This window comes from Ralstonia flatus (assembly GCF_958439105.1).
Taxonomy (GTDB): Bacteria; Pseudomonadota; Gammaproteobacteria; order Burkholderiales; family Burkholderiaceae; genus Ralstonia; species Ralstonia flatus.
The window spans coordinates 89,695-102,762 of the sequence record NZ_CAUDLI010000012.1; the positions used below are offsets into that span (position 1 = coordinate 89,695).

The following is a 13,068-nucleotide window of genomic DNA, read 5'->3' on the forward strand; positions in this document are numbered from 1 at the left end:
GTCTCCTCGCGTGGGTCAGGCGGCGTGGGCCCGCGCCGCTGCCAGGCTCTGCAGCGAGGCATCGTCGCCTTCGGCTGCGGCCATGGCTTCGGCACCATGCATGACGGCGCGCACGATGTTGTGATAACCCGTGCAGCGGCAAAGATTGCCGTCGAGCTGCTCGCGCACCGTGTGTTCATCGGGATGCGGATGCTGCGCAACCAGCGCCGTCGCGGCCATCACCATGCCGGGCGTGCAGAAGCCGCATTGCAGGCCGTGGCATTGGCGAAAGGCTTCCTGCATCGGGTGCAGCGCACCATCTTTCGACAGGCCTTCGATGGTCGTCACCTCGGCGCCATCGGCCTGCACGGCCAGGATGTTGCACGACTTCACTGCGCGCCCGTTCATATGCACCGTGCACGCGCCGCATTGCGCGGTATCGCAGCCGACGTGCGTGCCGGTGAGGCGAAGGTGCTCGCGCAGCAATTGGACCAGCAGGGTATGGGGTTCGACACTGACGGTGACAGGCGCACCGTTGACCGACAGCTTGAGGCTGATCGCCATGGGAGTCTCCTTGGGGGATGGGCGCCGGGTGCCATGCTGTGCGTCTTCCTGGCTGTGAAGACGTGCGCGTGGTCTGGATATCGGTGGTCGCGGCTTTACTCAGTAAAGCACAGGCTAAACAGAAGACAACCGCTGGGCGGCCAGAGCGTCGGAGGCGTCAGGGCGATGCTGCGGCATGCAACAACCCATACAAATGCCGCAGAAATGACAAAGGGCCGGAATCCGGCCCTCGATTGGCACCAGGCGGTCATGACCTGGCGGGTGTGGCGGCGGGTGTGATGACACACGGCCGGCGCACGGTGCTACTGAAACTGCGATTGCTACATACAGCTAGCTTGGGCACACGCCCATCAACAATAGCGCGGCGGGTTAGGCCTTGGCGGTGCGGTGCGTGCCGAACAGGTTCGCGATTGCCGAGAAGAACTGGGCGAACGAGAACGATTGGCCGCTCGGACGGCGATAGTAGTAGATACCTTCGGACATTTCGCGCTCGATCAGTTCGCGTTCGAGTTGATCGGTCAGCTTCAGGTCGTTCGTGTTTTGCATGATTGGCCTCTTAGGGAAATCCCGGTTAGGGAATACCCTGACTATACACCAGATGATGCAATGCACCATACGTAGGCTTACGTATGCACCCCTTTTGCGCCGTCTCCCGTTGCTCCGCCACCACGCTTGCGTTGCGCCGCACCAATGTGGTGCGTCCATCGCTTATTTGACTGGGATGGGCTGACTGGCCGGGATCGGCACCGCCGTCACGCTGTTCTTCGGGCTGCCCGAAATGACCTTGTCCGAATACGTCAGATAGACCAGCACATTGCGTTTTCGGTCGACCGTGCGCACCACGTGCAACGTCTTGAAGACGAGCGACAGGCGCTGCGTGAACATGTCGTCCTGCTGCGGCAGCGGCTTGGCGAAGCTGATCTCGCCGACCTGCCGGCAGGCCACCGCGGCCTCGCTCACGTCTTCGGCCACGCCCAGCGTCCCCTTGATGCCGCCGGTGCGCGCCCGCGACACATAGCAGGTCACGCCCTGCACGAGCGGGTCGTCAAAGGCTTCTATGACGATCTTGTCGGAGCCGGTGATGCGGAAATTGGTGCTGACGCTGCCGATGTCCTCGGCACGGGAGCATCCAACGGTGCTCAGAGCGAGCGCGGCAATCAAGAGGGGAAGTTTGGTGAACGGGCGCATGGCTTTGCGTAGGTAAAAGAGGGTTTGTCAGTCAGAGCAGCGATTCGGGCGCCCAGGATGCGGCGGCCTCGTCTACGAAGGTGGGCCGCATGTCGGTGTGCTGGCGGGAATGCTCTATGCGGCGGTGCAGGGCATCCATGAAAACCTTGACCTTGGCGGGCATCAGGCGGCGGCCCGGGAAGACGGCATACACGCGCATCGGCGGAGATTGAAAATCGGTCAGGACCTCCTGCAGCGCGCCCGAAGCGATCAGCTCGGTTGCGAACACGGAAGTGATGCGGGCCACACCCAGGCCGGCAATGGCGGCCTGCATGCGCAATTCGCTATTGGAGGTGCGCATGCGGAAGTCCAGCGGCAGGTTGATCGTCTCGCCGCCGGGCGTGCGGAACTGCCATTCGGCTTCGTTGGAGGTGCCGAGGCAGGGCCAGTCGGCGAGCTGGTCTGGGTGTGTCAGCGGCCCGAGCCGCTCCAGCAGTTGTGGGGCGACGACGACCGCGCGGCGCAGATCGAAGACGCGCTGGGCGACGAGGCCGGAATCAGGCAGCGGCCCGCGCGGCACGGTCAGCATGATGTCGTAGCCCTGGGCGAGCGGGTCGATCTGGCGCGGCGCAACGTCCACTTCGATGCGCAGGCTGGTGTGCTCGCGCATGACTTCCAGCACCACTTCGGCGAGCTGCCGGGCGGCGAATTCGTAGGGCATGGCAATGCGCAATGTGCCGGCGGGCGACTGGAATGTCGCTGCGGCGTCTTCCGAAACTTCGCGCAGCCGCTGGAACAATGGGCCGGCGTCACGCAGCAGGGCTTCGCCGGCGTCGGTCAGGCGCAGGCGGCGCGTACTGCGCTCGAACAGGCGTACGCCCATCTTGCCTTCCAGCCGCGACACCGCCGTGCTGACCGACGACTTGGGCAACCCCAGCCGATCGGCCGCGCGCGTGAAGCTGCCGAGCGTGGCCACGGTGCAAAAAGTGTCCCAGTCGTTCCAGTCCGTCGTTCGCATAATTGAACAATGAATTTGTTGGCAGGCGATTTCCGCCGGTTTCGCGGCAAATTACCATCCCTGCATGAACACGCCAAGCACAGACCACACGGTTTCTCCACCGCCTGCACCACGCAAACCCGCTGCCGAGTCGACCGTCGGCAGCCGGATGGAACTGCGCATGGTGGGCATGGTGATCGGCCTGGCGACGGGCGTGGACTACATGTCCAACCTGATGTTTTCGATTGCCGGCCCGCATATCGAAGGTGGGGTGCTGGCGTCGCAGGATGTGTATCTGTGGGCCGTGACGGCCTATGCGGCCGCGGCCAGCCTGGCGATTCTGGTGATGGGCCGGCTGGCCGATCACATGACGTATCGCAGGCACACGCTGCTGTCACTGCTGGTGTTCATTGCCGGCACGCTGATGTGCGCCGCAGCCGAGGGCGGCACGATGCTGATTGTCGGGCGGGCGGTGCAGGGGTTTGGCGGCGGCCCGATGTTATCGACTTCACGCATCTTTGTGCAGCACAGCCCCGCGCACGAACGCCGCACGATGATGAAGGGCATGATCTACGGCATCTTCGGGCTGAGTTGCGTGTCGCCGATGCTGTCGGCGGCGCTCACCGAACAATTCGGCTGGCGCGCCATCTTCGTCGCACAGTTGCTGGTGGCGGTGGTGGTGTGTGGGCTGGTGGCGGCGTTCTATCCGCATCCGAAGATGCACGAGCGCAAGGGCGATTTCGCCTCGCTCGACTGGCCCTCGGCCATCGCGTTTGGGCTGGCGGCGCTGATTGCGCTGCACGGCTTTCAGCAGGCGCGGTTCATTCACCCCGACGGTTCTCCCGCGCAGGTCGTGCCGATCATTGCGGTGGTGGCGCTCATCCTCTGGGTTGGGATTCGGCAGACGGGCCATCCGCGGCCGTGGGTGGACTTGCGGGCCACGCTGCAGCGGCGCTTCCTGATGGGCATGGTGTTCTACGCCATCTATTACATGTTTGCGAGCGCCTGGGGCTTTCTCTCGTCGAGCCTGCTGCAGAACGGTCTGGGCTTCCGCTACGAAACCACCGCGGAGCTGATGAGCCTGGGCGGCTTGGTGACGGTGGCGCTGGGCATCCTGAACTTTCAGCTGACCAATGTGCTGCCGACAAAGCGCGTGTTGATTTCCATCGGCTTTGTGCTAATGGCGACTGCGCTGCTGTGGATGTCGCATGTGGCCATGCCGGGCGCGTCGGTGGCGGCGGTGGCGCCGGGGTTCATGATCGAAGGCATGGTCGGGATGTTCGTGGTGATCCAGGTGGCGGGGCTGACTTACGTGGATCTGCCGGCCAAGGATTTCGGCCATGCCTATCAGTTCAAGGGAATCATGCGGGCCTGGGCGCAGGCGTTTGGGACGATGGGCGCGACGTTGTTGCTGCAGCGCGGGCAGGCGCAGCACCGGACCGACCTGGTCGGGCATGTGAGTGCGCTGACGCCGGCCTGGCAGTGGCCGCATGCGTTGCAGGGTTCTGAGTTGATTCAGATTTCGGCGGAGATTGATCGGCAGGCGACGTTGTTGGCGGTGGGGGATTTGTTTGCCTGGGGCGCGGTGGTGGCGTTGGGGTGTGCGGGGGGGATTTGGTTGCAGCGGTCGTTGCGGTGAAGGTGCTGTGGGCCGGGTGTTTCGTCCCTGGCGGGACGACTTACTTTCTTTGTCTTGCCAAAGAAAGGTAAGCAAAGAAAGGCGCGCCCGATGCGGCGACTTCCTCCTTGGATTTCTGTCGCGTGGAGGGAAGGGAGGCAAACTTGCTGCGCTCAGACAGGCCTCCTTCCTTTTTCCTCCCTGCAACAGAAATTCAAGGCGCCATCTAGGGCAGGGTACGGCCACACCGTCTGGCGGCCTGCGTTGTCGTCGCCGTCTGTTGTGCAGGCTCGGCTCAATCCAGCTTCTGTTCCGGCGCTGTGGCTTGCGGCATCTTGCAGTTGAAGGCGGGCGCTTCGTCTTGCAGGTCCAGGTGGTTCATCAGCGTGGGGGCCAGGACCTTGAGCACTTGAACGGTCAGTGCGCTGGTGAATTTGTACTTGGCGGCGTCGGCGCCGGCCACGTAGGCGACGACGGTGCCGAAGTAGCGGTCTCCCAGGTAGAAGACGAAGGCGCCAGAGCGGCTGACGACCCGTTCTGAGATGAGGCCGCCGCCGCGGCTGAAGGTTTTGAAGCGGTTGTCGCCGGTGCCGGTTTTGCCGCCGATGGCGATGGGTTTGCCATCCTTCTGGACGAACGTGCCGGAGATGCGCTTGGCGGTGCCACCTTCGACGACGCCGGCCAGGGCGGATTTGACCAGGGGCGGGATCTCGGGCGGCAGCACGCGTTCTCCGGCGTTGGGATCGCGGCAGAGCATGACTTCGTAAGGGGTGTTGGCGGCAAAGCGCAGACGGTCGATGCGTACGCTGGGCAGGCGGATGCCGTCGTTTTCGATGATGCCCATCAGCTCCGCCAGCGATGCCGGCCGGTCCGCCGACGCACCGATGGCGGTTCCGTATGACGGCACCAGCGATTCGAACGGATACCCCAGCCGCTTCCACATGGCGTGAATCTGCTGGAACGCTTCGATCTCCAGCATCTGCTTGATGCGCTTGTCTTGCGCGCCCTTGCGGTGCGATTGCAGCAGCCATTTGTAGACGGACAAGCGCTCATCGGCGCTGGCCTCGTTCACCTGCGCGAGCGTGGCTTGCGGATGGGTGCGCAGATACGCCACCAGCCACAGCTCCAGCGGATGCAGCTTGGCGATGTAGCCACGGTCGGCGAGGTCGAAACGCTGGACGGAGTACTTCTCATACAGGTTGGTGAGTTCCGCCTCATCCAGCTTTGCGCCAGGCAGGTAGCTGCGGATGAATGCGGCGAGTTTGCCGGGGCCGGCTTCGGGGTCGATGCTGCGATAGATGGTGGCCAGCCGCACCGGCGTCTCGCGCGTGCTTTGCACCAGGATGGCTTCGCGCTCCTGGTCGGTCTTGCCTTTGTATTTGGCGTAGAAACGGCCCATGAACAGCTTGCCTTCGCGGTCGGCAAAGCGCCGCAGGTAAATCTGTCGCTGCGGAGACTCCGGATTGGTCAGCGCCTCGGCGCCGGCATTGGGCAACTGGTGCTGAAAGTAGCGCGAGATGTCGCGCATGATCCGGACGAAGACGAGGTTGACGGAGTGCTTCAGCCCCTCGCGCACTGTGAAGTTTTGAGTGCCTTCCCATTTCTCGAAGTTTTCGAAACTCTGCATGCCGCCGCCGGTGGCAAACCACTCGCCGGCGTTGCCGGAGTATTTGCGCTCCATCGATGCATCGAGCATCGCCGCGAGCGAGCGGTCTTGCGTGTGGGCGAGGTAATCGACGGCCCAGCGCTCGATCGGGTTCTGCACGGGAATATTGACCTTGCGTAGCGCCGCAGCGGGCTGGTCGGCGTAGCGCTTGTGCAGCTCGGCCACGATCTGCAGATACGTCACGAGCGTGCGCAGCTTGGCCGTAGAGCCGAGATCGAGCTTGACGCCTTCGTTGATGTCGAACGGCTTGTCGAACGTATCGGCTTGCACCAGCACGCGATTGCCGCCCGGCGCGCGTTCGTAGAGCGTGAAGCTGTAGGTCACGCCGCGCGGGTCGCCGCGCTCCAGCATCATGTCGCCGACGAGGCCGGCAGCCTTGGCGTTGGCCGGGTCGCGCAGCTTGCGCAGTTCGGCAGAAACATCGCGCTGCAACGGTGCATCGAGCGTGCTGCTGGCGGTCAGGTCGAGCCGGTCGAGCGCATACATGCGCGAGATGCCGAGCATGCCCGCCAGATTCACGCGTACGGCGTTCGTGCCTTTGTGCTCCAGCGGCGGAGGCGGCACGCGCGTGTTCAGCGCCTGCTGCTTGAGCGATTGCGCAATGGCCGCATCGCGCAGCGCGGGCGGAATCACGCCAGAGGCCGCCAGCACGCGCAGATAGGCGTTGGTCAACGTTTCCAGCTCATCGAGATTCTCGAGGTAATACGAAGGCCGCCGCTGCGAGACGAGCAGGCTCAACGCCTCTTTGTAGGCCAGCGCACGGTCTGGGAGCGGCGCGGTCGATTGGGCCGCGAGCAGCGCATTCACCTGGGCGAAGTCGCGCCCGTACCAGACCCACAGCGCATCGCCAATGCCCTGGATCTCGCCAAAGCCGGCGCGCGCGCCCAGCGGCACGGTGTTCAGGTAATCGACGGCGAGCTGGTGGCGCGCGGCAGTGGTGTCTTCGCCGTTCAGGTAGGCGCGGGCAGATGCAGAGAACATCTGGCGCAGCTTTTCGCTGGGCGATTCGGTGCGGCCTTCGGGCGAGTGCCGATACTTTTCGATCTGCGTGGCGAGCGTGCTGCCGCCGGGCGATTCATGCGCCGGATTGACGACATGCAGGGCGCGGTCCCACACCGCACGCGCGAGGCGCGACCACTCCACGGCCGGATTGCGCTTCGGGTATTCGGTCTGCAGCAGCGTGCGGTTTTCAATCGCCAGCAGCGAGTTCACCAGCAGCGGCGGCACCGACGCAAAACTGTCATAGACGCGTTCAGGGTGTCGCACGCGGTAGATCGGGCGGCCGTCGTCGTCGAGCAGCTCCAGGCCGGCCTGGTCCTTCTCGCGATAGGGCGGGTTCATGCCGCTGTCCATTCGCGCGACCATCTCTTTGGATGGCACGGCCTGCTGCGCGACGATGTAGCCGCGCGAGCGCAGGCGATCCAGAAACGTGGGAAGGTCGTGATAGCCGAGCCGCTCGTCGTAAGGGCCCGAGTTCGGATAGCGGGCCGACGTGTTCGGCCGAGGCTTGACGGGAAAGGTTTGCGATTGCGCCAGGTGCGCGAAGTAGCGGGCCTGCCAGGCGGAGGTGCGGAATTCGTGAGCGACAAGCCAGGCGGCCACCGCAAGCACCAGCGCCACGACGAAGGCCAATTTGATGATGATGGGGCGGCGTATTCTTTTCACTCGCTTGCGCTCCAATCGCAGGCGAACGGGCGCCTTGCTTCAATCTAGCCCATGCGGCCGTCGTGTCCAGCGGCTTGTAACTTTGGGGCCGCCGTTGCAAGCCTTACGAGGGTGCGTAATACGGAATCTTCTGCTCGTCGTACAACCGATACGTCAGCGCCAGCATGGCGCGGATGTCTTCAGACTCGTCGAGCAGGCGCGTGCTGAAGATAATGGGCGAGACCAATTGCGGATCGTCGAGTTCCATGTAGCAGACATCTTCGCGCCGCAGGCCCGCCACACTGCGCGGCACCACCGATACGCCTTCGCCCGCAGCCACCAGCCCCAAGGCGATTTGCAATTCCCGTGCCTCGTAAATCTTGCTGGGTTCCAGCGCGCGATCGTGGAAGAGGGCGAGCACCTGGTCCGCATAACTCGGACGCGGTGTGCGTGGGTAAATGATGAGCGTGTCGCCGACAAGGTCACGTAGCGAGGCGGTTGTCCTGCCGTCCAGCAGCGCATGGCCTGAGGGCAGCGCGACGATCAGTCGTTCATCACGCAGGAGGATCCGCCGCACGTTCGGGTCTTCGTAACGGATGCGGCCGAAACCGACGTCGATGTGGCCGTCCTTGAGCGCCTGGATCTGGTCCATGGTCGTCATTTCGTGCATGGTCAGATCGACCATTGGATATTCCGCCCGAAAGCGCCGGATGACCTTCGGCAGCATCCCGTACAGCGTTGAAGCCACGAAGCCGACCGACATGCGTCGCTCGATCTGGCCGACGCGTTGCGTCATCGACGCAAGTTCTGCCGTCTGCGCCAGCAATTGCCGCGCATGCGCGTGAAAAAAGCGGCCGGCTTCGGTCAGTTTGAGCGGGCGGCTGCCGCGCTCGAACAGCAGCACGCCGACTTCCTCTTCCAACTGTTGAATCTGCCGCGAAAGCGGCGGCTGCGCGATATGCAGCCGTTCTGCGGCGCGCGTGAAGTTCAGCTCTTCAGCAACGGCAACGAAATAGCGCAGATGACGCAGCTCCATTTTTATACCTTTCAGGTATGAAACTGATACTAAATCGGTGTTGGACGCAGTAAATCGCGCTGCGTAATCTGGTTTCCACGTTGATAGCTGTTCTTCTGATACCTGGAAAACATGATTCGCTCGATCGAGGCCATTCTAGTGGATGTGCCCACCATCCGTCCGCACAAGCTGTCCGTCGCCACCATGTACACGCAGACGCTCGTCCTCGTGCATGTGCGCTGCGAAGACGGTATCGAAGGCTGGGGCGAGGCCACCACCATCGGCGGCCTCAACTACGGCGAAGAGAGCCCCGAAAGCATCAAGGTCAACATCGACACGCACATTGCGCCGCTGCTGATCGGCATGGAGGCGCGCAATGTGGCGGCTGCCATGGCACGCGTGCGCAAGACCATCCAGGGCAACCGCTTTGCCAAGTGCGCGCTGGAAACGGCGCTGCTCGATGCGCAGGCCCGCCGGCTCGGCGTGCCGCTGTCGGAGCTGCTGGGCGGCCGCCTGCGCGATGCGCTGCCGGTGGCCTGGACGCTCGCCAGCGGCGACACCCGCAAGGACATTGCCGAGGCAGAAGCGATGCTCGCCGAGCGCCGCCACCGCATCTTCAAGCTGAAGATCGGTCTGCGCCCGGTGGCAGACGATGTGGCCCACGTATTGGCCATCAAGCGCGCGCTGGGCGACGTCGTGAGTGTGCGTGTAGACGTCAACCAGGCCTGGAGCGAGCTGGACGCTGCCAACGGCATCGCCGCGCTGCAAGCCGGGGGCGTCGACCTGATCGAGCAACCGGTGCGCGCAGAAAACCGCGCCGCGCTGGAGCGCCTGGCCCGCCAGTTCGCGGTGCCGATGATGGCTGACGAAGCCCTGCACGGTCCGCTCGACGCGTTTGAGCTGGCGTGCTCTGCCAGTGCCGATGTCTTCGCCGTGAAGATCGCGCAATCCGGCGGCCTTGTGCCGGCGATGCAGGTGGCAGCCATCGCGCAGCTGGCGGGCATCGGCCTGTACGGCGGAACGATGCTCGAAGGCGCGGTCGGCACGGCCGCATCGGCCCATGTGTTTTCCACCTTTGGCGAGCTGCAGTTCGGCACCGAGCTGTTCGGCCCGTTGTTGCTCACGCAAGAACTGCTGACCGAACCGCTGCAGTACCGCGACTTCATGTTGCAGGTGCCAACCGGCCCCGGCCTGGGCATCGACATCGATCAAGACAAGCTGGCACACCTGCGCCGGCAATAAATCCAAAACGAACGAGACCACCAAGGAGACCACGATGCTGTTCCACGTCCGCATGGATGTCCGCCTGCCGGCCGACATGCCCGCCGATGTCGCCAACGAGATCAAGGCGCGCGAGAAGGCCTATTCGCAGGATCTGCAGCGCAGCGGCAAGTGGCGCCACATCTGGCGCCTGGTCGGCGAGTACGCGAACGTCAGCATCTTCGACGTGCAGAGCAATGCAGAACTGCACGACATCCTGACGGCGCTGCCGCTGTTTCCGTACATGCAGATCGCCGTGACGCCGCTGTGCCGTCACCCGTCGTCAGTTCATGGCGACGATGCTTGAGACATTCCATATCCCCCCAGAAAACCACGAGGAGACACCCATCATGAACGCACGCGTATTCCAAACAAAAGAAGTGCAGGACCTGCTGAAGGCCGCCACCAACCTGGACGGCAAGGACGGCAACGCCCGCCTGAAGCAGGTCACCCACCGGCTGCTGGCCGACCTGTTCAAGGCCATCGACGACCTCGACATCACGCCGGACGAGGTCTGGGCCGGCATCAACTACCTGAACAAGCTCGGGCAGGACGGGGAGGCGGCATTGCTGGCGGCCGGCGTGGGCCTGGAGAAATACCTCGACATCCGCATGGATGCTGCGGATGCGGCGCTGGGCATCAACGGCGGTACGCCGCGCACGATTGAAGGGCCCTTGTACGTTGCCGGCACGACGGTGCGCGATGGCGTCTCCAGGATCGACATCGATCCGGACCCGGCGGCAGGCCCGCTCGTCATTCATGGCACGGTGACTGGGACGGACGGCAAGCCGGTCGCCGGCGCCGTGGTCGAGTGCTGGCATGCGAATTCGAACGGCTTCTACTCGCATTTCGATCCGACCGGTGCACAGAGCCCGTTCAACCTGCGGGGCGCGGTCAGGACCGGCGCCGATGGCCAATATGAATTCCGCACGCTCATGCCCGTGGGCTACGGCTGCCCGCCGCACGGCGCCACGCAGCAACTGCTGAATGGACTGGCGCGCCACGGCAACCGGCCGGCGCATGTGCACTTCTTCGTCACCAGCGACGGCCACCGCAAACTGACGACGCAATTCAACATCGAAGGCGATCCGCTGATCTGGGACGACTTCGCCTATGCCACCCGCGAAGAGCTGATTCCGCACGTGGTGGAAAAAACCGGCGGCAGCGCGCTCGGCCTGAAAGCCGATGCGTACAAGGACATCGAATTCAACTTCGTGCTCACGCCGCTGGTGCAGGGCAAGGACAACCAGCGCGTGAATCGCCTGCGCGCTTCGGCCGAGGCCTGAGGCCAACTGCCTCAACGTGGAGACGACCATGTCTGCCTTGATCGACAAAGCCCGCGAACTGGACCAGCTGCTGTCAACCGCCGTGGTGGATGACGAAGCGGCCGGCATTTACCGCTGCCGCCGCGACATCTTCACCCACCCCGATTTGTTCGCGCTGGAGATGAAGCACATCTTCGAGAACAACTGGGTGTATCTGGCGCACGAGAGCCAGATTCCAAACAACAACGACTACTACACCACGTGGATTGGCCGCCAGCCGATCGTCATCACGCGCGACAAGACCGGCGAGCTGCACGCGGTCATCAACGCGTGCGCGCACAAGGGTGCGATGCTGTGCCGCCGCAAGCACGGCAACAAGGGCAGCTTCACATGTCCGTTCCACGGCTGGACGTTCTCCAACACCGGCAAGCTGCTGAAAGTGAAGGACGAAAAGACCACCGAGTACCCGGTGCAATTCAACACGCACGGGTCGCACGATCTCAAGAAGGTTGCGCGGTTCGAGAGCTATCGCGGCTTCCTGTTCGGCAGCCTCAACGCCGATGTGCAGCCGCTTGAGGCGTACCTTGGCGAAGCGCGCGTGATCATCGACCAGATCGTCGATCAGGCGCCTGAAGGGCTGGAAGTGCTGCGCGGCAATTCTTCCTACGTCTATGACGGCAACTGGAAGATGCAGATGGAAAACGGCTGCGACGGCTACCACGTCAGCACCGTGCACTGGAACTACGCCGCCACGATGGGGCGACGCAAGGAAGGCGGCACGCAGGCAGTCGACGCAAACAGCTGGAGCAAGTCGGTGGCGGGCGTCTATGGGTTCGAGCACGGCCACATCCTGCTGTGGACGCAGACGATGAACCCGGAAGTGCGGCCCGTCTATGCGCACCGCGAGGAAATCAAGGTGCGCGTGGGCGAAACGCAGACCGATTTCATCGTCAACCAGACGCGCAACCTGTGCCTGTATCCGAACGTCTTCCTGATGGATCAGTTCAGCACGCAGATTCGCGTGGTACGGCCGATCAGCGTCGACAAGACCGAGGTCTCGATCTTCTGTTTCGCGCCGAAGGGCGAAAGCGCAACGGACCGCGCAACGCGCATTCGCCAGTACGAAGATTTCTTCAACGTCACCGGCATGGGCACCGCCGACGACCTGGAGGAATTCCGCGCCTGCCAACACGGCTACGCCGGAACGACCGCGCTGTGGAACGACCTGTCACGCGGGGCGCCGCTGTGGGTGCATGGACCCGACGAGAATGCAACGAAGATGGGATTGAAGCCCCTCATCTCGGGCGAGCGCAGCGAAGACGAAGGCCTGTTCGTCTGCCAGCACGAATACTGGGTGCGCGTCATGCGTGAGGCGCTCAAGCAGGAATGCGAAGGAGTGCCGGCATGAGCGCGGATTACCAGAACATCTGCGCCGCCCTGTACCGCGAGGCGCGCCTGCTGGACGACCGGCAGTGGGACGCGTGGCTCGACTGCTACGCCGAAGACGTCACGTACTGGATGCCCGCCTGGGATGACGACGACCAGCTGACCGACGATCCGCAGAGCCAGATTTCGTTGATGTACTACGCCAATCGCTGCGGGCTGGAGGATCGCGTCTTCCGCATCAAGACCGAACGCAGCGGGGCCTCCACACCCGAGCCGCGAACGAGCCACACCGTCGCCAATGTCGAAGTCCTGGCCGAACGCGGCGATGAAGTCGACGTGCGCTACAACTTCCACACGCTCAGCCACCGGTACAAAACCACCGACCACTTCTTCGGCACGATGTTCGTCACCCTGCGCCGCGCGGGTGAGAGCTTCCTGATCGCATCCAAGAAGATCGTTCTGAAGAACGACTACATCCGGCAGGTGCTCGACGTCTATCACGTCTGA

At 63.6% G+C, this 13,068-nt stretch carries 12 protein-coding genes; 6 read left to right on the top strand and 6 right to left on the bottom strand.

The features are described from left to right. Positions 1-15 precede the first annotated feature (15 nt). The 4 genes from R2676_RS23065 to R2676_RS23080 all read right to left on the bottom strand — a co-directional run bounded on the left by R2676_RS23065 (position 16) and on the right by R2676_RS23080 (position 2,728). Positions 16-543 (bottom strand): (2Fe-2S)-binding protein, encoded by a 528-nt coding sequence (locus R2676_RS23065; protein ID WP_012761956.1) that lies wholly within the window; start codon positions 541-543, stop codon positions 16-18. A 369-nt stretch (positions 544-912) separates the two neighbouring features. Then, positions 913-1,089 (bottom strand): hypothetical protein, encoded by a 177-nt coding sequence (locus tag R2676_RS23070; protein ID WP_009238172.1) that lies wholly within the window; start codon positions 1,087-1,089, stop codon positions 913-915. 162 nt (positions 1,090-1,251) lie between these two features. Continuing rightward, positions 1,252-1,731, bottom strand: coding sequence for a CreA family protein (locus R2676_RS23075; protein WP_102067181.1), 480 nt, complete (start codon positions 1,729-1,731; stop codon positions 1,252-1,254). A 31-nt stretch (positions 1,732-1,762) separates the two neighbouring features. Beyond that, complete coding sequence (locus tag R2676_RS23080) at positions 1,763-2,728, bottom strand: LysR family transcriptional regulator (RefSeq protein WP_206272147.1); 966 nt, start codon at positions 2,726-2,728, stop codon at positions 1,763-1,765. A gap of 64 nt (positions 2,729-2,792) precedes the next feature. On the opposite strand from R2676_RS23080, the gene R2676_RS23085 reads away from it, so the two are divergent. After that, on the top strand, positions 2,793-4,346 hold the full coding sequence (locus R2676_RS23085) for an MFS transporter (protein ID WP_206272148.1): 1,554 nt from the start codon (positions 2,793-2,795) through the stop codon (positions 4,344-4,346). Positions 4,347-4,620: 274 nt separating this feature from the next. Here the strand turns inward: R2676_RS23085 and R2676_RS23090 are convergent, their stop codons facing one another. Further along, positions 4,621-7,656 carry a transglycosylase domain-containing protein gene (locus R2676_RS23090; RefSeq protein WP_206272149.1) on the bottom strand — a complete coding sequence of 1,012 codons (3,036 nt, stop codon included), beginning with the start codon at positions 7,654-7,656 and terminating at the stop codon, positions 4,621-4,623. A 103-nt stretch (positions 7,657-7,759) separates the two neighbouring features. Then, the gene (locus R2676_RS23095; RefSeq protein ID WP_206272150.1) at positions 7,760-8,671 is read right to left on the bottom strand and encodes a LysR family transcriptional regulator; all 912 of its coding nucleotides are present in this window, start codon (positions 8,669-8,671) and stop codon (positions 7,760-7,762) included. 111 nt (positions 8,672-8,782) lie between these two features. Here R2676_RS23095 and R2676_RS23100 point away from each other — a divergent pair, with 111 nt between their 5' ends. The 5 genes from R2676_RS23100 to benB are packed head-to-tail and all read left to right on the top strand — an operon-like array spanning position 8,783 to position 13,068. Next, the gene (locus R2676_RS23100) at positions 8,783-9,892 is read left to right on the top strand and encodes a muconate/chloromuconate family cycloisomerase (protein WP_206272151.1); all 1,110 of its coding nucleotides are present in this window, start codon (positions 8,783-8,785) and stop codon (positions 9,890-9,892) included. Between the two features lie 34 nt (positions 9,893-9,926). Further along, positions 9,927-10,217 carry a muconolactone Delta-isomerase gene (gene catC / locus R2676_RS23105; protein WP_027681473.1) on the top strand — a complete coding sequence of 97 codons (291 nt, stop codon included), beginning with the start codon at positions 9,927-9,929 and terminating at the stop codon, positions 10,215-10,217. Between the two features lie 43 nt (positions 10,218-10,260). After that, positions 10,261-11,196 (top strand): catechol 1,2-dioxygenase, encoded by a 936-nt coding sequence (gene catA / locus R2676_RS23110; protein WP_206272152.1) that lies wholly within the window; start codon positions 10,261-10,263, stop codon positions 11,194-11,196. Positions 11,197-11,224: 28 nt separating this feature from the next. Next, on the top strand, positions 11,225-12,583 hold the full coding sequence (locus tag R2676_RS23115; RefSeq protein ID WP_206272153.1) for a Rieske 2Fe-2S domain-containing protein: 1,359 nt from the start codon (positions 11,225-11,227) through the stop codon (positions 12,581-12,583). Further along, positions 12,580-13,068, top strand: a complete 489-nt coding sequence (gene benB / locus R2676_RS23120) for a benzoate 1,2-dioxygenase small subunit (protein ID WP_206272154.1) — start codon at positions 12,580-12,582, stop codon at positions 13,066-13,068. Before R2676_RS23115 ends, benB begins: the two co-directional genes overlap by 4 nt.